Below are 19050 nucleotides of genomic sequence, written 5' to 3'. Positions count from 1 at the left end.
CCTCATAAAAAATCCCGGCATGCATAAACGCAGAACCGGGATTTCAAGCCTGGCGGCGCCAAGCCGCGCCGTTGAGCAGCGTCGACGATTGCTTATTTCATTCCGTATTTCGCTTTAGCGTCGTTTTGGCAGCTGTCTTTTGCGTTTCCGGTAAGTGCATCGCACCGTTCTTTAGCGGCTTTGTAGTCAGCTTCACGCTTTTCGGCGTTGGCGTCTTTCTTCGTCTCGGCTACGTTCGCTGCCTTGTTGGAGCTGTTGGTGTCCGCGCTGGCTTTCGCAACCTTGGCGTTTTCCTTGGCTTTGACGTGAGCAGCTTTGGCGTCCTTCACGCAGACGTCCTTGTCGTTGCCCTTCAGGTCGTCGCACTTCTCCTTGGCAACATCGTAGGCAGCATCGCCTTTGGCCAAGGCCACTTTTTCGGTGTTGCGCGGGGTGGATTTGTACTGCGCTTCCAGCTCGGCCTTGGCGACCTTCTCTGCCCCTTTGGCTTCTGCAACGCAAATATCCTTGGCGTTGTCTTTCAGGCTGCCGCACTTGTCACGGCTGGCCTTGTAGTCTGCCGAAATGCGGTCTTTCTGGGTTTTGTATTCTTCCTTGGTAAGCGCGAGGGCATTGCCTGCAAAGGCGCAGGAAATGACAACAGTCAGCATTGCAAGTTTGGTTTTCATGGTGGTTCCTTTTAGATAGTTGTAGTCAGTTGAAAAAGTACTTCGGGCGGCCGAAATGTCAAGTCAACGCGTTTCACACCGGATCAATAGCGCTCAAAAAAATCTGTCGGATTGCGTTYCTTCCAGGCGCTGACCTGACGTTCAGCCTCTTCCTTGCTGAGGCCGTGGCGCTCCTGAATGCGCCCCAGCAGTTGGTCGCGCTTTCCGGCAATCACATCAAGGTCGTCGTCGGTGAGCTTGCCCCATTGCTCCTTGACCTTGCCCTTGAACTGAAGCCAATTGCCTTCTATACGGTCCTGGTTCATGGTGTTCTCCTGAAACGGGTGAATGAATCGCCGCGGTATCCCACTGCCAACATGGCATCGGATCGGTATGGGCTGGCTGAACAAACCATAAGGCCGATTTTTTCACTGTGTCGTAGGCCCCTGTAATTGATGGGCGTAGGCTCATGCTTACAGGTACACATTGCGGCGCCGCTGCATTAAAAGTTATGGCCGTCTTTCCAACTGGTTGCATAGCTAATTAATTTCTGCTACGATTCTTTTCATGTTTGACCATTGCCTTTATTTCAATACCACCGCGCTGGCCCGCCTGGTCGACAAAGAGTGGACGCAGGCCTTCAAGCCATTTGGCGTTACGCCGTCACAAGGCTTCATGCTGCGCCTGGTTCTCAAGCAGCCTGGTATGCCGCAGCACCAAATCGCCGACGAGTTGACCATCTCGCGGCCTACGGCCACCCGCCTGCTGGATGGGCTGCAGGCCCTGGGATTGATTGAGCGCAGAAGCCTGGAGTCGGATGGCCGGCATTGGGCAGTCTTTCCCACGGAAAAAGCCGAAGCGATGCACGCCGGCATCAATAAAGCCAGCGGCGAGGTCACACGCCGCATTCAACAGCAAATCGGAAAGGAGAACTTTGATGAAACCGTAGCCCGCGTCAAGAGCRTGTCTTCCGCCCTGAAATGAAGCACTTTCACTTGTCCTTTTTTTTATCCATATAGTTGCATGGCTAACTACATTGACAATACGACCTTATTAACTGGAGAAACTCATGCCCATCCTCAACGTCAAAGTCAGCCAGCCCGCCAGCGCCGAGTTGACCCACAACATCGCCGAAACCCTGCTGGAACTGACCACGCGCATCTTGCGGAAAAAACGCGAACTCACCGCCATCGCGATCGACTTCGTGCCGCCCGAACACTGGATCGTGGGGGGCAGCACGCTGGCCAGCCAGGGTAAAAACAGTTTTTATTTCGACATCAAGGTGGTGGACGGCACCAACACCAAAGACGAGAAAGCGCAGTACGTGGCCGAGGCGTTTGCCGCTTTCAGCAAGCTGCTGGGGAATGTGCACGAAGAAAGCTATATCTATGTGCACGACGTGCGCGCCGAGGCCTACGGCTTTGGCGGGCTGACGCAGGAGTACCGCTACATCAAGGGCAAGCCCTGACCGCACATGCGCTGTTATTTGGACCGCAACGTGCGGCTGAGCAGCGCGACGGGCAGCAAGCCCACCAATACCAGCGCCAGCGCGGGCAAGGCGGCTTCACCGAGCCGCTCGTCGCGCGCGAGCTGGTAGGTGATGACGGCCAGCGTGTCACTGTTGAAGGGGCGCAGCACCAGGGTAGCGGGCAGCTCTTTCATCACATCGACAAACACCAGAAGTCCCGCTGCCGCCACCGAGCGTTTGAGCAGCGGCCAATGCACGCGGCTGAGGATGCCTGCGCCGCTGGTACCGAGCATGCGCGCGCTGTCGTCAAAGCTGGCCGGAATGCGCGAGTAGCCGCTTTGCAGGCTTTGCAAAGCTACTGCACTGAAACGCACCAGGTAAGCCCAGACCACACCGAGGATGGTGGCGGTGACCCAATAACCCGCGCTGGTCTGCGGCGCAGCGGCCTGCAACCAACCCACGGGCAGCAGGAGGCCCACCACGATCACCGCGCCAGGAACAGCATAGCCCAGGCCGGCCAGTTGCACGGCTGCACGGGTGAGCAGGCCGGGTTGACGGCGTACTGCGAAAGCCAGGCTCACTGCCAGCGCGGTAGCAAGCAATGCGCTCAGGCCTGCCAGGCCGACACTGCTGAGTGTCCAGCCAATGAATTTGTCCCAGAGCAGGTTGTCCCAGCCCAGCACCAGCGGGCGCACCATGAAGAGCACCGGCAGCACAAAACCAAGCGCGATGGGCACAGCGCACACCAGCCAGGCCGAGAAAGCTCGCAGGCCGCGCAGTTGCACAGGGGCGGCATCCTGCGCGCCTGCGCGCGCGCCGCGGCCTGTGGCAAAGCGCATGCGTTTTTGGGCGCTGTGCTCTATCCACAGCAGCAGCGCAACGAAAAAAAGCAGCACGGTGGCGAGCTGCGCCGCGGCGATGCGGTTGTCCATCGACAGCCAGGCCTTGTAAATACCTGCTGTGAAAGTCTGGATGCCGAAATAGCTTGAGACGCCAAAGTCGGCCAGCGTTTCCATCAGTGCCAGTGCCACACCAGCGGCTACGGCGGGGCGCGCCAGTGGCAAGGCCACGCCGCGGATGCGGCGGGACAGGGGCGCGCCCAGCAGCCGGGCCGCTTCCATCAAGTGCACGGCGCGCTCTGACAGAGCCGTGCGTGCGAGCAGGTACACATACGGATAAAGCGCCACGGTGAACACCAGCACGGCGCCGCCCAAGCTGCGCACCTCGGGCAGCAGCCGGCCCTGAAAACCGAAGCTCGCACGCAGCCAGGTCTGCAGCGGGCCGGCGTATTGCAGGAAGTCGGTATAGGCATACGCCAGCACGTAGGCCGGCATGGCCAAGGGCAGCAGCAGTGCCCATTCAAATACCCGTCGCCCCGGAAAGTCGAACAGGGTGACCATGCTGGCCGTGACCGTGCCCACGACCGCCACGCCTGCCGCCACGCACATGCAGAGCAGCAAGGAAGTCCAGGTGTAGTCCGGCAGTACGGTCTGCAGCATCTGCTGCAGGATGGAAGCGGCTTCGCTGTTGAATTGCAGCCAGGACAGGGCGACGGCCAGCACTGGCAGCATCAGCAGCCCGACCAGCACAAACAGCAGAGCAGGAGGAAAAAATCGGCGAAACATGGAGCCCCGGAAAGCCTGGGAACCTGTTCAATGTCTTTTTGGAGATCGCATTGCCGTGCAATCGGGATGAGTGCATGCTTCGGATGCGCCGCATGGGCTGGTGCCCATGCAAGCAGCCGGAGCGTTCAATCGCCCGATTTCACGCCAACCCTTCGGGCAAGTGCCTTTTCGGGCGGTCTGCGGCGTTGCAGCGCTTGCCCATAGCCGGGCTATGGGCGGCGCACCGCGCCTTGCATCCCATCCCGAAAAGGTACTTGTGCGACTCCAAAAAGACATTGAACAGGTTCTTAACAAAAAGGCCTCTCGCGGGAAGAGGTGTACCCCCTGCCTGCGTGCGCCATGGTTTGCAGTCAGTCACTGCAAATGAGAATTGTAAGCATCTACAATCGTTGGCATGTTTCTGGATATCTCCCAGCTGGGCGTGCACTACGCCGGGCGCTCAAAATCCGCCGTGGATGGCGTGTCATTCAGCCTTCAGGCTGGGGAGATCGGGGTCCTGATCGGGCCATCGGGCTGCGGCAAAACCACCTTGTTGCGCGCAGTGGCGGGTCTTGAGCGCGCCACCGCCGGCAGCATTACCCTGGCGCATGACATTGTCAGCAGCGCCAGCGTGCATGTGCCTGCTGAATCCCGCCGCATCGGCATGGTATTTCAGGACTATGCCCTGTTTCCCCATCTTGATGCGGCGCACAACGTCGCATTTGGCCTCACCCATTTGACTGCCGCCCAACGCCATCAGCGCGTCGGCGAGGTCCTGGACCTGGTGGGCCTGGGCAATATACATAAACGATTTCCGCATGAGCTTTCGGGTGGTCAGCAGCAACGCGTGGCGCTGGCGCGGGCACTGGCGCCGCAGCCCCGCCTTTTATTGCTGGACGAACCTTTTTCCAATCTGGACGTGGACTTGCGCGAACGCCTGGCACATGAGGTGCGCGGCATTTTGAAGGCTGCGGGCGCCACGGCGCTGTTTGTCACGCACGACCAGCTGGAAGCCTTTGCCATCGGTGACCGCATTGGCGTGATGCACCAGGGACAGTTGCACCAGTGGGATGAGGCCTATGCGCTGTACCACCGCCCTGCCACGCGCTTTGTCGCCGATTTCATCGGTCATGGCGTGTTCACGCCGGCACACATCGAGCAGCGCGGCGACGACGTCGTGGTGCACACCGCGTTGGGCGATCTGACCGACATGCTGGAGTGCCCGCTGCCAGGCGCCTATGCCGGCGGCTTGTGTGACGTGCTGCTGCGCGCCGACGACATCGTGCATGACGACAACGCCCCGGTAAAGGCGCAGATCGTGCGCAAGGCATTTCGCGGCTCGGAGTTTTTGTACACGCTCAAGCTGCAGACGGGCGAGACGGTGATGGCGCATGTGCCTTCGCACCATAACCACGCGCTGGGCGAGTGGATAGGGATTCGCGCTGAAGTCGACCATGTGGTGACCTTTCCGCGTGAAGCCGACGCCGCGCCGGCTGCGGCGCCGGTCTGATACTCCTCAACCCTGCGTCTGCCTCAGGCGCTCAATGTCTTCTCGCAGCGTTTCGGCCCACACCCGTCGGGTCTGACCTAGCGGCGCCTGCGCCTCGCCAAATGTGACCACTGCCTTGAGCGGCGGCGCGGTGAGGGTGCGCCAGATCGAGCCGATCAGGGTTTCATCATCCACATAACTGGGCGCAAAGCTGGTAGCGCCGCTGGCGGCATCAACAAACTTCAGCGCCACAGGTTGCACCGGTACGGACGCCTCGATAGCTGCCTGGATCAGGTTGGCATGAAAGTGCTTGAGAGTAATGCCGTCGCCCGTCGTACCTTCAGGAAATACCGCCAGGATGTCACCTGCGCGAAGGCGGTCTGCCATTTGCGTGACGACACGGTGAGCGTCGCGCCGCGACTCGCGCTCGATGTACAGCGTGCCGGCACCATCGGCCAGTGTGCGCACAAAAGGCCAGTTTCTTACGTCAGCCTTGGATACAAAACGGCAGTGTCGCGCCGCATGCATCACCAGGATGTCGAGCCACGAAATATGGTTGGCCACCAGCAACACGGGGCCAGCGGCAGGTCGTTTTCCATTGACGGCCAGCTGAATGCCGACGATTCGCAACATGGCCTCGGCCCACACCTGCACGCGGTCTTCCTGCTCAGACTGGGGCAGTTTGGGGAAAACGGTCTTGATGGTCCAGAAGCCTTGAACGGCATGGACGGTGGCACGCACCAAGGTCCAGCAAAAACGGAGCCACCTCATGAGACCGCAACCCGTTCAGTGTGAAACTTCAGGGGCTTCATACGCAAGTTGCCCGCCCACGATCGTCCAGCGCACGCGCGCCGGCATCTGGTGGCCGGAAAACGGTGTGTGCTTGCCCTGGCTGCGCAAGGCAGCGGGTTCCACCGTCCACTCGCCAGCGGGGTCAAACACGCAGATGTCAGCCACACCGCCCTTGACAAGCTGCCCCGCGCTGGCCTGTAGCGTGCCGAGCGCGTTGCCCAAGACCCGTGCGGGTTCGCTTGTCAGCACAGCCAGCGCACGTTGCAAACCGGCTTCGCTATCGTTGCCCCATTTGCAGGCCAAGCCCAGTAGCAACTCAAGCCCTGTTGCACCGGGCTCTGCCTCGGCAAAGGGCAAGGTCTTGGCATCTTCGTCGACGGGCGTGTGGTCCGACACCAGTGCGTCGATGGTGCCATCGGCCAGGCCCTGGCGGATGGCGTCGCGGTCGCGCTGCTGGCGCAGCGGCGGGTCCAGGCGCATGCGGCTGTCGAAGTAGCCGATGTCTACGTCGGTCAGGTGCAGGCTGTTGATGCTGACATCGCAGGTGACCGACAGACCCTCGGCCTTGGCCTTGGCTACCAGGGCCACACCCGCGGCGCTGCTGATGCGGCAGAGATGGACGCGTGCGCCAGTGGCGCGCACCAGTTCGAAGATGGTGTGCAGCGCAATGGTCTCTGCGGCGACAGAGACGCCGCTCAGGCCCAGGCGGGTAGCCAATGCGCCGCTGGCGGCCACGCCGCTGCCCAGGTACATCTCTTGCGGGCGCAGCCAGACGGTGTAGCCGAAGGTTGAGGCGTATTGCAGCGCGCGCATCATGACCTGCGTGTTGGCCAACGGCACCTCGGCCTGACTGAAGCCAACGCAACCCGATTCCGTCAATTCGACCATCTCGGTCAGCGTCTCACCCTTGAGCGCACGCGTGAGCGCGCCCAGCGGGAACACGCGTGACTGATGCAGCTTTTCGGCGCGAAACTTGAGCATCTCGACCAGGCCCGGCTCGTCGAGCACCGGGTCGGTGTCAGGCGGACAGACCAGGCTGGTGACACCGCCGGCCACGGCCGCAGCGAGTTCGCTTTCGAGCATGCCTTCATGCTCGTGCCCGGGTTCGCGCAGGCGGGCGGACAAATCGATCAGGCCGGGGGCGACGATGCAGCCCGCGGCATCAATCGTCTTGTTGGCGGCGAAATCAGCGGGCGTGCCTTTGAGCGAGACGATGCGGCCCGCCGCAATTGCAACGTCGCAAACTTCGTCGAATTTGGAGGCAGGGTCGATGACGCGGCCGTTTTTGATCAGTATCTTCATTCTTTTTCTCCGCGCGTTCAGGCTTCGTTTCCTGCAACTATGCTCATCACGGCCATGCGGACAGCGATGCCGAAAGTCACTTGCGGAAGGATGACACTTTGTGTCCCGTCGACTACAGCCGAGTCAATCTCCACGCCGCGATTGATGGGCCCAGGATGCATCACGATGGCATCGGGCTTGGCGAGTTGCAGTTTTTCGGTAGTGAGGCCGAAGCTCTTGAAGAACTCCTGGCTGCTGGGCAGCAAAGCGCCCGACATGCGTTCGTTCTGCAGCCTGAGCATGATGATCACGTCGGCGCCCTTGATGCCCTCTTCGAGCGTGTTGCAGACACGTACACCCATCTGCGCCATGTCGGCGGGGACCAGCGTCTTGGGGCCGACCACACGCACTTCGGGGCAGCCCAGGGTGGTAAGCGCATGGATATCGGAGCGCGCCACGCGCGAATGCAGCACGTCTCCAACGATGGCAACGGTGAGCTTGCTGAAGTCCTTCTTGTAGTGCCGGATGGTGTACATGTCGAGCAGGCCTTGCGTGGGATGGGCATGGCGGCCGTCGCCGGCGTTGATGACATGAACGTGCGGCGCGACGTGCTGAGCGATGAGGTAGGGTGCGCCCGATTCGCTGTGGCGCACGACAAAAAGATCGGCGGCCATGGCGCTCAGGTTGGCGATGGTGTCGAGCAGCGATTCGCCCTTGGAGGCCGAGGAGCGTGCGATGTCCAGGTTAATCACATCGGCCGACAGGCGCGTGGCGGCGATCTCAAAGGTGGTGCGGGTGCGGGTGGAGTTTTCAAAGAAGAGGTTGAAGACGCTCTTGCCGCGCAGCAGCGGGACTTTTTTGACTTCGCGGTTATTAACGCTGACGAAGTTGGCGGCGGTGTCGAGGATCTGCGTGAGCGTGGCTTTGGGCAAGCCTTCGATGGACAGCAGGTGGATCAGCTCGCCGTTCTTGTTGAGTTGTGGATTTCTTCGGTACAGCATGGGGTGGACTCCTTGGGGTCTCTTGATTTTTTGAGTTGGTTTGACGAGGTGTTCAGCCCTGAAGCTGGAAGCTGAATTTGCCGTTTTCCGCACGGGCGAGTTCGAGCGTCTGAGAGGCGGGCAAGGTGACACGCGCCACGGCCAGGTCGGGCTGCACGGGGAGTTCACGCCCGCCCCGGTCGACCAGCACGACCAGCTTGACGCTGGCAGGCCGGCCATAGTCGAACAGCTCATTGAGCACCGCACGGATGGTGCGGCCGGTGTAGAGCACATCGTCGACCACGACCAGGTGGGCGCCATTCACATCAAAGGGCAACAGGGTCTGGCCGCTGGAGGCCAGGCCGCGTTGTGAAAAATCGTCGCGGTGCATGGAAGACGACAGCACGCCGGCTTCTCCCTCCAGGGCCAGGTCTTTTTGCAGGCGCTGCGCCAGCCATGCGCCGCCGGAAGCCACACCGACCAGCTTGGGCGGCAGGGGGTGGGACGCCAGCTGCTGGCGCATGCCGCGCAGCAGGTCGCTGTACAGCGCCTCGGCGTCGAGGGTCAGGCTGCTCATGGAAAACTCCTTAAAAACTGCTCGAGGATGATGCAGGCCGAGGCCGCGTCGGCGTCAAGCGCGCCGCCCGCCAGTGCCTCGGTGGTGCTGTAGCGCTCATCCACCTCAAAGACCTGAAGGCCAAAGCGGCCGCGAAGCTGGCGGGCGAACTTCTGCGCCCGCACGGTATTGTCGTGGCTGGCGCCGTCGGGATGAAAGGGCACGCCGACCACCAGGGCGTCGGGCCGCCACTCCTTGATGCGCGCCTCGACGGCCTTCAGGCGGGCGTCGCTGCCTTCGGCATTGATGGTGGGCTGAGGGGTGGAGGTGCGGGTCAGCACGTTGCCGGTGGCAACGCCGGTACGCTTGAGACCGAAGTCGAAAGCCAGAAATGTTTGGAGGCCAGTGGCCCGAGAGGAAGGCATGGCCGCCAGGCTCATGCGTGACCGGCCTCGGGTGAGAGCATCCAGCTTTGCAGACCCAGCAGCATGAGCGCCTTGTCGTAGCGCTGCTCCACCGGGGTATCGAAGATCACCCCCACGTCGGCGGCAACGGTGAGCCAGCTGTTGTCGGAGATTTCGGATTCAAGCTGGCCTTCACCCCAGGCGGAATAACCGAGGGAAACAAACACCCTGCGCGGACCTGCGCCGGTGGACAGCGCCTCAAGGACGTCCTTGGAGGTGGTCATCTCCAGGCCGCCGGGAATGGTCATCGTCGAGGCATAAACCGACTCATTGCCGGGCATCATGGATTCGTGCAGTACAAAACCCCGCTCGGTCTGGACCGGGCCGCCCTGAAATACGGGAGCCTGGGTCAGGTCGTCGCGCCGCAGAGGCAGCTCGACCTTGTCGAACAGGTTCTTGAGGTTGATGTCGCTGGGCTTGTTGATGACCAGCCCCAGCGCGCCGCGATCGCTGTGTTCGCACATATACACCACGCTTTTGGCAAAAGCTTCGTCATCCATCCCCGGCATGGCAATGAGGAAGTGATGCGTGAGGTTGATCGATGCGGATTCCGTGGCCATAAAAGGATTTTACGCCGGACAGGCTGCCACCGGGGGTCGCCGGCACGGCAACCGGCAATTTACCGGGGTCAAGAGCCGAACCGCCGCTTTTCGTTACCATGGCCCGATGCAAAAAAAGTATGAGACCGGGCTGATGTGGTTCAGGCGTGACCTGCGGGTTGAGGACAACGCCGCGCTGTATCACGCGCYGAAGTCTTGTAAGCAGGTGTATTGCGCATTTGTTTTTGACCGGGACATCCTGGACAGCTTGCCAAGGGTCGACCGCCGCGTGGAGTTCATACGGGAATCAGTGCTGAGCCTGGATGGTCAATTGCAAAAGCTGGGTGCCGCGGCCGGCCACCCCGGCGCCTGCCTGCTGACGGCCCATTACGGCGCCGTGGATGCGGTGGTGAGACTGGCATCCGAGTTGGGTGCCGACGCCGTCTTTGCCAACCACGACGACGAACCCCAGTCGCTGGCGCGCGACGCCGCAGTGCGAGCGGCACTTGAGGCCATGGGAAAAGCCTTCTACAGCTTCAAGGACCACGTCATCTTTGAACGCCACGAGGTGCTGACCCTGGCGGGCAAGCCCTACACCGTGTTCACGCCTTACAAAAATGCCTGGCTAAAGAAGGTGGACGACTTTTATCTCAAGGCTTATCCCGTCGAAAAATACGGTGCAGCCCTGGCTGCCGTGTCGGCAAGCAGACGCCCTGTCCCGTCGCTGGGCGAGTTGGGATTTGAGACCAGCAACCTGTCGGCGCTGAAGATCCCCGCGGGCAGTGAAGGCGGCGCCCGGCTTTTCAAAGATTTCACCGGCCGCATGGCGCAGTACAAGGAGACGCGGGACTTTCCGGCCGTCAAGGGCCCGAGTTACCTGGGGGTGCACCTCCGGTTCGGTACGGTCTCGATACGGCATATGGCCTCGGCTGCCTGGCGCGCGGTCAATCACCAAGGCGCTGGGAATAGCAACAACGAAGGCGCCGCCACCTGGCTCAGCGAGTTGATCTGGCGGGATTTTTATGCGCAGATTCTGGCCAATTTCCCGCACGCCGCCAGCAGCGCGTTCAAGCCGGACTATGACGCGATCAAGTGGGAAAGCGGGGAGGAGGCCCAAAGGCTGTTTCAAGCCTGGTGCGCTGGCCGCACGGGCTACCCGCTGGTGGACGCAGCCATGGCCCAGATCAACCAGACAGGCTATATGCACAACCGCCTGCGTATGGTGGCTGCGAGTTTTCTGGTGAAAGACCTTGGCATTGACTGGCGCTGGGGTGAGCGTTACTTTGCCGAAAAGCTCAACGACTTTGACTTGTCAGCCAACAATGGCGGCTGGCAGTGGGCGGCCAGTACAGGTTGCGATGCACAGCCCTATTTTCGTATTTTCAACCCGGTCAGCCAGAGTGAGAAGTTTGATGCTGGCGGAAAGTTCATCCGCAAGTATGTGCCGGTACTGGCGCAGCTGCCTGACAAGTTGCTACACAGTCCGTGGCTGGCGAAACCGCTGGAGCTGGCCAGCGCGGGCGTTGTATTGGGAGAAAATTACCCGCTGCCCATCGTGCAACACGACGAGGCAAGAATGCTGACATTGCAGCGCTATGCGGTCGTAAAAAAGCCCTGAGGGGATCCCCAGGGCTTGCTATTACTTTAGGAGCTGCTGGCGCACGTTCCGTCTTGGTTGCAGCCTGTTTTTGCTGCTATTTCCTCAGGCGGAAGCAACTGTCTCGGTAGCGCAGTAATGGCGCACCAGGCTCATCAACTCTTCTTCAGAGAACGGTTTTCCGAGATAGTGGTCAACGCCGAGCTCTTTGGCATGCTCACGGTGCTTTTCAGCAATACGGGACGTGATCATGATGATGGGCAGGTTGTTCAATCGGACGTCAGCCCTGATGTTGCGCGCCAGGTCGAAGCCATCCATGCGCGGCATTTCGATATCTGACAGCACCACAGCTGGCCGCTCCTCCTGCAATCGTTCAAGCGCCTGCAAGCCGTCGGCCGCCATGGAGACACGATAACCTTCGCGTTGAAGCAGGCGTTGCGTGACCCGGCGAACCGTAATGGAGTCATCAACCACCAGAATCAGCGGAATCTGCGGTGCGGCAGGCGCCAGCATCGTGGTTTTCGCGACGCCGCCGCCGGCGGTGCCGGCAGCAGTTTCCGCGGTGGCACCGGTGCCTTCAAGCATGTGCGGCTCGGCCCGATCAGAACTCCATGCGCGTGCCTGCTGGCCATAGACAGATGCCAACGCAACCGGGTTATAGATCAGCACGACCGCACCGGAGGCAAGCACCGACATGCCAGCCAAACCGGGCAGACGGGACAACTGGGGACCCAGATTCTTGACCACAACTTCCTGATTGCCCAGCACTTCATCGACGTGCAGGGCAATACGCTGCGCGGCGCTTCGGAAGATCACAACAGGCGTAGTCTTGCCCTGGACTTCAGCGCTATGGTGCGAAGCCTGCAGCAGGGCGCCGGACCAGAAGAAAGGCATCGATTCGCCGGCAATTTCAAGCGTGCCGGTGTTGTAGGCCTGCTGCAAATCCTTGGCTGAAGCGCGCCTGACGGTTTCCACCACATTGGCAGGAACGCCTACGGAGAGGTTGCCCGAGCGGATCATCACCACCTGCGTCACGGCGGTGGTCAGCGGAAGTATCAGCTTGAAGTGTGTTCCCTTGCCGGAAACCGTGGAGGTTTCGATCCGGCCGCCCAGCGCGTTGACTTCGGAGCGGACCACGTCCATGCCGATGCCCCGGCCAGCCAGTTCGGTCACTTGCGCTGCCGTGGAGAAGCCAGGCATGAATATCAGGTTGGCAGCGTCACTGTCTTGGAGCGTCTGGTCAGCCGTGATCATTCCGAGGCTGATCGCTTTTTCGCGGATGCGCGCCAGGTTGAGACCAGCGCCGTCATCGCTGAAGTCAACCGAAACGTCGTTGCCTTCCTGGCGAAGGTGAACGGTAATGAGGCCAACCGGGTCTTTGCCTGCGTCGGTGCGGACCTGCGTGCTTTCAATACCGTGCGCCACGCAATTACGCAACAGGTGCTCAAAGGCCGGCGTCATACGGTCCAGCATGCCGCGGTCCATTTCCATGGTACCGCCCAGCAAGTCCAGGCGCACCTGCTTGCCGGTTTCCTTGGAGGCCTGGCGCACCACGCGGTAGAGGCGTTCGGAAATACCTTCAAATTCCACCATGCGCGTGCGCAGCAGGTCGCGCTGCAACTCACGGGTCTGGCGGGCTTGGGCGATCAAGTCGTCTTCAGTCGCTTCCACCGTGCGCTGTAAAGTGCGCTGCACGGTTGCCACGTCATTCACCGACTCGGCCATCATGCGGGTCAATTCCTGCACGCGTGTAAAGCGGTCGAACTCCAGCGGGTCGAACCCGGCCTGAGCCTCCTTGGCCTGGGCCAGGCGCGACTGCATCTGGGTTTCAGCCTGCAGCTCGATGTCTCGCAGTTGCTGACGCAAGCGATTCAAGTTACCGCTCATGTCGTTCAGGGAACCGCGTAACTGGCTGAGCTCGGCCTCCAGCCGCGAGCGCGTGATCATGACTTCACCCGCCTGGTTCACCATGCGGTCAAGCAGTTGGGAACGAACGCGGATGGAAGCGGACGCTGCCTGCCGCAGCGGCTGCATTGCCATGGTCTGCGGCGCAGGCACCGTGAGCTTGCGCCCCGTATTGTCGGCGGCAGGAGCAACGGTCTCGGCAGGAGTTTCCTGTACCTCCGCAATTGGGACGGGCTTGTCTTGCGCAACCGGCTTCGGTTCGGGCGTAACGGCGGCAATAGGCGTCAGCTGAACGGGCGCAGCCGCAGCAGCGGCATCAGCACGGCGCAACGCTTCAAACGTGGCTTCCATGGCATCAAAACGGTTTACCAGGGGTTCGAAGTCCTGGCGCGCCGCCGCATCGGAGCCGAGATGCTCAATTTCCGACTCAATCCGGTGAGCCATTTCGCCGAGCCGCAATGCTCCCGCGAGCCGGGCGCTGCCCTTGAGCGTGTGGAGTGCACGCAGGACTTCCATGCGTGCGCCCTGATTATCGGGACGCGAGGACCACTGCCGCAATGCCCCTCCCAGCTGGGGCATAAGTTCTGCAGCTTCCTCTTCAAAAATCGGGAAGAGGTCGGGGTCAATCGCATCAACCGCGTCGATTTCGTCGTCCTCGTCCTCCTCGAAGCTTGAGCTGGCCGGCGCACTGGCGGCCTGCACCAACCGCACAGGGGGAGCGACGACCGCCGCAGGTGGAGGCACAACGGGCGTTACCTGAACCGGGGCCGGCATCTCTGTTACCCGGGCCATGACTGGTTCCGGCTCCGGCTCTGGTGAGTGCATCGGTTCCACTGATGTTGTTTCCACCGGCGCTGACTCAGCGGGGAAGTCGAAATCGGAGAAATCATTACCAGGGGGCAAAATCGAATCGGAGAAGTCGAGTTGCTTCAGACGGTCAAGGACTGTCGCATCCGCATCTTTGAGGAACCCGGCGGCAAACTGGTGCAGAAGCCTGCGGATATCCTCGGCTGCATCGACAAACACCTGACCATATCTGGCGGCACCATTGCTGTGATGCGCCCTGGACTGTTGCAATGCATGCTCAAGCGCCCGGGCCATCCCGGACAGGGCGTCGAATCCGACGGTCGCGGAGCTACCGGCGAGGGAATGTGCCAAGGCAACAGTCGAGTCGCTGACCGGCTGATTCAGCTCCAATGCCCACTCAGCCACTTCTGTCACGAGGCGGCGTGACCATTCATCGGCTTCATTCAGGTAAACGTTATAAAGCGGAATCCCGATGCGCAAGGCACCGATGACTTTGACCTGCTCATCACCGTTGCCATCCAGCGGTAATACGCTGTCAATTGCTTCAACCGGATCGTCGATTTTTAACTCTTCTGCGATGCTTTCGGTTACTGGCGATTGCTGTTGGCCCCCAGAGGTGAAATCAAAAGCCACTGGCGCTGGCTGTTCGGCAACCGCAGGCTCAGCCTGGAAATGCTTGTCGAAATCCGCGTCCGACAGTTCGATCGCTTCTGCGGAATCCATTTCGGAAGTCGCGAACGGTTCTGCAACAAGGGACTGCGCTGATGCGGGCGTCGCCTCAGCCGTCGCAGAAACCGCAGACAGGCTGCCGAAATCGATACCTTCAATTTCAACCACAGATGAGCTGGCAGGCTCCGCAGGGCTCACGCTTGCGGCCGTACCTTCCGGTTCAAACATAAGGTCAAAGTCGAGGTCTGTCACAACGGCTGGCTCAGCAACCGGTTCCGCAACAGCGGGATCAGGAACACCGGAATCCAGCTCAATCTCGGGTATCAGAGCTACTGGTGGCACCGCCGCTACGGCAGCGGCAGGAGGAGGCTCGGCAACATCAACAGCCGCGGTCACCAGCGGGCTATAACGGCCCTCGGTACGCATGGCTTCAGCGCTGGTACGGAAGGTCGACGCCGACCAGGAGCCGTCGCGATTTCCTGCAATGTCTTCAATCCACTTTGCAAAACCGTCCATGGCTTCTGACGACAAAGCCCGAAACTCATCCGTGGCGACCTTCTGGTCGGCCAGCCAGCTATTAAGCATCTGCTCAAGCGACCAGGCTGCTTCACCGAACTCATTGAGCCCCACCATGCGGGAACTGCCCTTAAGGGTATGAAAGGCGCGCCGCAAAACCGTGAGTTGCGATACATCGCCTGGATCACTGCTCAGCGCAGCCAATGCTGCCTGACCGTTGCCGACAACTTCACGCGCTTCTTCAAGGAAGATGTCGCGGAGATCGTCTTCTTCAAAGTCGTCCGAAACGGCAGGGCTCTCAGGCGCCGCTTGCACGGGCACCACCGTGAATGCCAGAGTCGTCAGCGCCTCCGCTGCGGCGCTCGCGCTGCTTCCGGAAACAGCGACCGCGGCTTCGCGCGCACTTTGCGCGAGCGCAGGTTGCTCGGCCAGCGCCGCCTGGGTGGCCAGCGTGTCGAGTTTGAGCGTGAGGTTTTGGTCCGTCTCGCCAAGGCCCGCGTCCTGCACGACAGAAATCACTTCCTGTGAAAGCGAATCATTGGTGACCGTGACAGAAGTCGCGGCACTTGCCGCGTTCTGGGCACGGCCCATCAAAGGCTTGAGCTCGCCCTTTTCTGCGTCATACACAAACAATTTTTTCGCCAGCGCAGGCTGATAGTTCAGCATGTCGATGAGGAAGCTCAAGGCACCGAGGTTGTTTCCGAGGTGCTCGAATGTCCCGGCCGCGCGTGCGAGTTGCTCATCAATTTCGGTAACCAGCATCTGCTCGACGCTGTCCCGCATACGCAGGACGGCGTGTGAAGCCTGGTCAAGCCCCAGCACCGACAATACGCCACGCATTTGCGAGAGCTGGCCCGGCACAGCCTGCAACGCCACCTTGTCTTGCGGATTACGGAAAAACACATCAAGGGATTTTTCAAGCTCGCCCAGTGATACGCGCAGCTCACCAACCACACTTCCCATGGTTTGCTTGTCGCTGACCCTGCGGTACAACTCCTCCATCCATCCTTCCAGAGGTTGTGGCTCACCGCCGGCACGGACACCTTCCAGCCGCTCTGCCAGATTGGCAGTTCTTACAGCCAATTGCGGGTCGTTGGGATCAAGGTCATCAAAGGCAGCTTCCAGATAAAGCACCGAGGTGGCCACTTCCATGGCCAGTTCTATCCCGGGAGCCTGCCCAGACCGGACCGTCGTATCCACGGCGCGAGTCAATGCCTGTGCAAGTGGCTCACTGGGCGGGTGAAGTTTGATCAGGGAGTCCGTGACGAGACTGAATTGGTCGGCAACAGACTTGAATTTATTGGCGTCTCCCGCGGAAAGCGAAGACCAGGTCTCTTTTGCTGACGTAATCCGCTTGCGAGCTTGCGCGAGCAAGGCTGGATCAAAGCGCCCGAACTGGACAAGCTCATAGTCCACTGGCTTGAACCGGTTAAGGCCATAGGCTGAACGAATAGCTGAAAGTACGGGCGTATCGCTGGCACGGGGAGAGACAGCTTGCGAGCAAAAGAACAACAAATCCTGCGCCAGCCGGTCCGATACGCCCGTATCGCCCTTGGCAAGGGAGGCATACTGCATCAGGATTCGCGATGCCGCCCGCCTCACATAGATATCCGAACTGAGCAACTCGTTCGCCACTGCCTCAAAATAGGCCGCTGCAATCTTCCAGAATATTCGGGGCTGGCGGTCCGCTTGCCTGGCCGCAAATCCGAGGCTGAGCACCTTGAGATTCTTCGCGGCTTGCGGCGCCTTGCCCTTCATAACCTGAAGCACCGATTGATCCATGACCGCACGCGCGCCGTCGTCGTAATTGCGGGGGTCTGCTGTCGTGGGCAGTTCTGGCTCCAGCCAGCGCCATTCAAGCGGCCACAAGTCAGCCGGATGAATACGATCGGCGCGGACCAACTCCTGAACGTCACGGTACTGGGGAAAAAGCGACACGGCTGACACGGGTTTGTCGGCCAGCACGCCCTCCAGATACTCTGTCAACGCAAAACTGGCACGTTCGATTTTGCCGGCAGCGTCTTGACTGCATTGCTCAGGTTGCTGCACAAATTTTTGTACTGCAGCTTCCATGGCCCGCAACACCAGCGCAGGACCAGCAAGACCGACCATCTCCAGCGCACCCACTGCCTGGTGTAATTGCTGCCGTGCTATGCGCAGCTGGCTGGCATCAAGCGCCGCAAGGTCGGACCCGCGTGCAGCTTCCGCGTCTCGCACAAAACGCTTGAGCGCTTTGGCTGCACCGTCCAGCGACTTGCGAAGTTCGTCAAGCACCCAGGCCAGGGGGCCTAGATCATTGACCGCGAGATCGAGCTCGGTGGCAGTTGAGTTCGGGGCGTTGGATTGCATAGATAGCGGGCCGGTTCAGGAATCGGTGTCAATGGCGAAGGCTGCGTTTAGCGCACAACAAACTTGCATCAGGCGATCTTGAATCGGGACACCGACTGACGCAGCTCTTCAGCCATGCGGGAAAGATCGCGCACCTGCTGCGCCGTGGAGCGGGTACCTTCTCCAGTTTGTTCCGTCACCGCAAAAATATGCTGGATGTTGCCGGCCACCACGTTGGCCGAGGCGGCTTCGCGGGAGGCGGAATTGGAAATCTGCTCAATCAGGTCAGCGAGGCGGCGTGACACCTGGTCAATCTCGGTCAGCGCGGTACCTGCGTTATCGGACAGTTTGGCCCCTTCCACCACACCTTGGGTGGAGCGTTCCATAGCGGCCACAGCATCCTGCGTATCGGTTTGAATGGCTTTCACCAGTGCCGAAATCTGGCGCGTAGCATCTGCGGAACGTTCAGCAAGTCGCTGCACCTCTTCCGCAACCACGGAGAAGCCTCGTCCGGCTTCACCGGCTGACGCGGCTTGAATGGCTGCGTTCAGCGCCAAAACGTTGGTCTGTTCGGTAATGTCCGAGATCAGTTCGGTAATTTCACCAATCTCCTGCGAGGACTCACCGAGTCGCTTGATCCGCTTTGAGGTCTCCTGGATCTGGTCGCGGATGGAGTTCATACCGCCGATGGCGTTCTGCACAGCCTGCAGGCCGGATTCGGCGGCTGTCAGCGATTGGCGCGCCACCTGGGAAGATTCCTGCGCCTGTGTGGACACCTCGTTAATTCGGGATGCCATGTCAAGCACCGACTGGCCGGTTTCACGAATCTCGCGCAGCTGCTCAGTGGACGCTGCCAGCAGTTCGGTCGAGGTACTTTCCACCTGGGCCGTCGTTTGCGCAACGCGGGTAGCCGTGTTCTGTACGTTACCCACCAGCTGCCGCAACTCTTCAACCGTGTAGTTCACCGAGTCGGCGATAGCGCCGGTAATATCTTCGGTCACGGTTGCTTCCTGCGTCAAGTCACCTTCAGCCACTGTCTGCAACTCATTCATCAATCGCAAAATGGCAGCCTGATTGGCGTCATTGACGCGCTTGGCGTCCTGCTCCTGTCCTTTAGCTTCCTGTCGCTGGGTTTCAGCAACAGCCTGACGCTGCTTGCTGTCCTCCACCTGGAGCTTGGCCAGACCTGCTGCGCAGAGCAGTGCAAAGGTCGCGGCACCGGCAAGAATGGCCAGCGACAAAACGCTCAGACCGGTTTGCAGCGACAGCTTGCCCTGCAAATCCTCAAGACCACGGCGAAGGGGTTCGCTGTCCGCAATAATCGAAGATTGCGCCTCACGGGCAGACACCAGACCTTGCAAGTTACCCAGAATGGCGCCGGCCTGTACACGCGTCTGCTCATAAAGAG

At 60.6% G+C, this 19050-nt stretch carries 15 protein-coding genes; 4 read left to right on the top strand and 11 right to left on the bottom strand.

Annotation, left to right across the window (positions count from 1 at the left end; genetic code table 11):
• Positions 1 to 92 precede the first annotated feature (92 nt).
• Both AC1D0Z_RS04860 and AC1D0Z_RS04855 read right to left on the bottom strand, forming a co-directional pair.
• The gene (locus AC1D0Z_RS04860; protein ID WP_477657112.1) at positions 93 to 668 is read right to left on the bottom strand and encodes a hypothetical protein; all 576 of its coding nucleotides are present in this window, start codon (positions 666 to 668) and stop codon (positions 93 to 95) included.
• An 83-nt stretch (positions 669 to 751) separates the two neighbouring features.
• A complete protein-coding gene (locus AC1D0Z_RS04855; RefSeq protein WP_477657111.1) occupies positions 752 to 973 on the bottom strand; it encodes a CsbD family protein in 222 nt (73 codons plus the stop codon).
• 241 nt (positions 974 to 1214) lie between these two features.
• Between AC1D0Z_RS04855 and AC1D0Z_RS04850 the strand changes: the two genes are divergently transcribed.
• A complete protein-coding gene (locus AC1D0Z_RS04850) occupies positions 1215 to 1631 on the top strand; it encodes a MarR family winged helix-turn-helix transcriptional regulator (RefSeq protein ID WP_477657110.1) in 417 nt (138 codons plus the stop codon).
• Positions 1632 to 1716: 85 nt separating this feature from the next.
• Entirely contained in the window at positions 1717 to 2115 is a 399-nt protein-coding gene (locus AC1D0Z_RS04845) for a tautomerase family protein (protein ID WP_477657109.1), read from the top strand.
• Between the two features lie 14 nt (positions 2116 to 2129).
• Here the strand turns inward: AC1D0Z_RS04845 and AC1D0Z_RS04840 are convergent, their stop codons facing one another.
• Positions 2130 to 3740 (bottom strand): ABC transporter permease, encoded by a 1611-nt coding sequence (locus tag AC1D0Z_RS04840; RefSeq protein ID WP_477657108.1) that lies wholly within the window; start codon positions 3738 to 3740, stop codon positions 2130 to 2132.
• A gap of 394 nt (positions 3741 to 4134) precedes the next feature.
• On the opposite strand from AC1D0Z_RS04840, the gene AC1D0Z_RS04835 reads away from it, so the two are divergent.
• A complete protein-coding gene (locus tag AC1D0Z_RS04835) occupies positions 4135 to 5229 on the top strand; it encodes an ABC transporter ATP-binding protein (RefSeq protein ID WP_477657107.1) in 1095 nt (364 codons plus the stop codon).
• Positions 5230 to 5235: 6 nt separating this feature from the next.
• On the opposite strand, the gene AC1D0Z_RS04830 is transcribed toward AC1D0Z_RS04835, so the two are convergent.
• The 6 genes from AC1D0Z_RS04830 to AC1D0Z_RS04805 are packed head-to-tail and all read right to left on the bottom strand — an operon-like array spanning position 5236 to position 9841.
• Positions 5236 to 5979 carry a lysophospholipid acyltransferase family protein gene (locus AC1D0Z_RS04830; RefSeq protein WP_477657106.1) on the bottom strand — a complete coding sequence of 248 codons (744 nt, stop codon included), beginning with the start codon at positions 5977 to 5979 and terminating at the stop codon, positions 5236 to 5238.
• A gap of 15 nt (positions 5980 to 5994) precedes the next feature.
• Positions 5995 to 7302 (bottom strand): dihydroorotase, encoded by a 1308-nt coding sequence (locus tag AC1D0Z_RS04825; protein ID WP_477657105.1) that lies wholly within the window; start codon positions 7300 to 7302, stop codon positions 5995 to 5997.
• A 17-nt stretch (positions 7303 to 7319) separates the two neighbouring features.
• On the bottom strand, positions 7320 to 8282 hold the full coding sequence (locus tag AC1D0Z_RS04820) for an aspartate carbamoyltransferase catalytic subunit (RefSeq protein ID WP_092131839.1): 963 nt from the start codon (positions 8280 to 8282) through the stop codon (positions 7320 to 7322).
• Between the two features lie 52 nt (positions 8283 to 8334).
• Entirely contained in the window at positions 8335 to 8838 is a 504-nt protein-coding gene (gene pyrR / locus AC1D0Z_RS04815; RefSeq protein WP_477657104.1) for a bifunctional pyr operon transcriptional regulator/uracil phosphoribosyltransferase PyrR, read from the bottom strand.
• Positions 8835 to 9257 (bottom strand): Holliday junction resolvase RuvX, encoded by a 423-nt coding sequence (gene ruvX / locus AC1D0Z_RS04810; RefSeq protein WP_477657103.1) that lies wholly within the window; start codon positions 9255 to 9257, stop codon positions 8835 to 8837. The genes pyrR and ruvX overlap by 4 nt, the downstream gene beginning before the upstream one ends.
• Positions 9254 to 9841 (bottom strand): YqgE/AlgH family protein, encoded by a 588-nt coding sequence (locus AC1D0Z_RS04805; protein WP_477657102.1) that lies wholly within the window; start codon positions 9839 to 9841, stop codon positions 9254 to 9256. The genes ruvX and AC1D0Z_RS04805 overlap by 4 nt, the downstream gene beginning before the upstream one ends.
• 106 nt (positions 9842 to 9947) lie before the next feature.
• Between AC1D0Z_RS04805 and AC1D0Z_RS04800 the strand changes: the two genes are divergently transcribed.
• The gene (locus AC1D0Z_RS04800) at positions 9948 to 11438 is read left to right on the top strand and encodes a cryptochrome/photolyase family protein (protein WP_477657101.1); all 1491 of its coding nucleotides are present in this window, start codon (positions 9948 to 9950) and stop codon (positions 11436 to 11438) included.
• An 84-nt stretch (positions 11439 to 11522) separates the two neighbouring features.
• Here the strand turns inward: AC1D0Z_RS04800 and AC1D0Z_RS04795 are convergent, their stop codons facing one another.
• Together AC1D0Z_RS04795 and AC1D0Z_RS04790 are read right to left on the bottom strand one after the other, a co-directional pair.
• A complete protein-coding gene (locus tag AC1D0Z_RS04795) occupies positions 11523 to 17663 on the bottom strand; it encodes a hybrid sensor histidine kinase/response regulator (protein WP_477657100.1) in 6141 nt (2046 codons plus the stop codon).
• A gap of 68 nt (positions 17664 to 17731) precedes the next feature.
• Positions 17732 to 19050: methyl-accepting chemotaxis protein (locus tag AC1D0Z_RS04790; RefSeq protein WP_477657099.1), on the bottom strand; the 1319-nt coding region annotated here is incomplete at its 5' end.

Source organism: Polaromonas sp. P1_E3 (assembly GCF_056405935.1).
This window is presented reverse-complemented; position numbering and strand designations above follow the sequence as displayed.

Excerpts from the sequence above, each read along its gene's own strand:
- AC1D0Z_RS04860 (WP_477657112.1), bottom strand. The coding sequence starts at position 668 with ATGAAAACCAAACTTGCAATGCTGACTGTTGTCATTTCCTGCGCCTTT.
- AC1D0Z_RS04845 (WP_477657109.1), top strand. The coding sequence starts at position 1,717 with ATGCCCATCCTCAACGTCAAAGTCAGCCAGCCCGCCAGCGCCGAGTTG.
- AC1D0Z_RS04840 (WP_477657108.1), bottom strand. The coding sequence starts at position 3,740 with ATGTTTCGCCGATTTTTTCCTCCTGCTCTGCTGTTTGTGCTGGTCGGG.
- AC1D0Z_RS04835 (WP_477657107.1), top strand. The coding sequence starts at position 4,135 with ATGTTTCTGGATATCTCCCAGCTGGGCGTGCACTACGCCGGGCGCTCA.
- AC1D0Z_RS04830 (WP_477657106.1), bottom strand. The coding sequence starts at position 5,979 with ATGAGGTGGCTCCGTTTTTGCTGGACCTTGGTGCGTGCCACCGTCCAT.
- AC1D0Z_RS04825 (WP_477657105.1), bottom strand. The coding sequence starts at position 7,302 with ATGAAGATACTGATCAAAAACGGCCGCGTCATCGACCCTGCCTCCAAA.
- AC1D0Z_RS04820 (WP_092131839.1), bottom strand. The coding sequence starts at position 8,282 with ATGCTGTACCGAAGAAATCCACAACTCAACAAGAACGGCGAGCTGATC.
- pyrR (WP_477657104.1), bottom strand. The coding sequence starts at position 8,838 with ATGAGCAGCCTGACCCTCGACGCCGAGGCGCTGTACAGCGACCTGCTG.
- ruvX (WP_477657103.1), bottom strand. The coding sequence starts at position 9,257 with ATGAGCCTGGCGGCCATGCCTTCCTCTCGGGCCACTGGCCTCCAAACA.
- AC1D0Z_RS04805 (WP_477657102.1), bottom strand. The coding sequence starts at position 9,841 with ATGGCCACGGAATCCGCATCGATCAACCTCACGCATCACTTCCTCATT.
- AC1D0Z_RS04795 (WP_477657100.1), bottom strand. The coding sequence starts at position 17,663 with ATGCAATCCAACGCCCCGAACTCAACTGCCACCGAGCTCGATCTCGCG.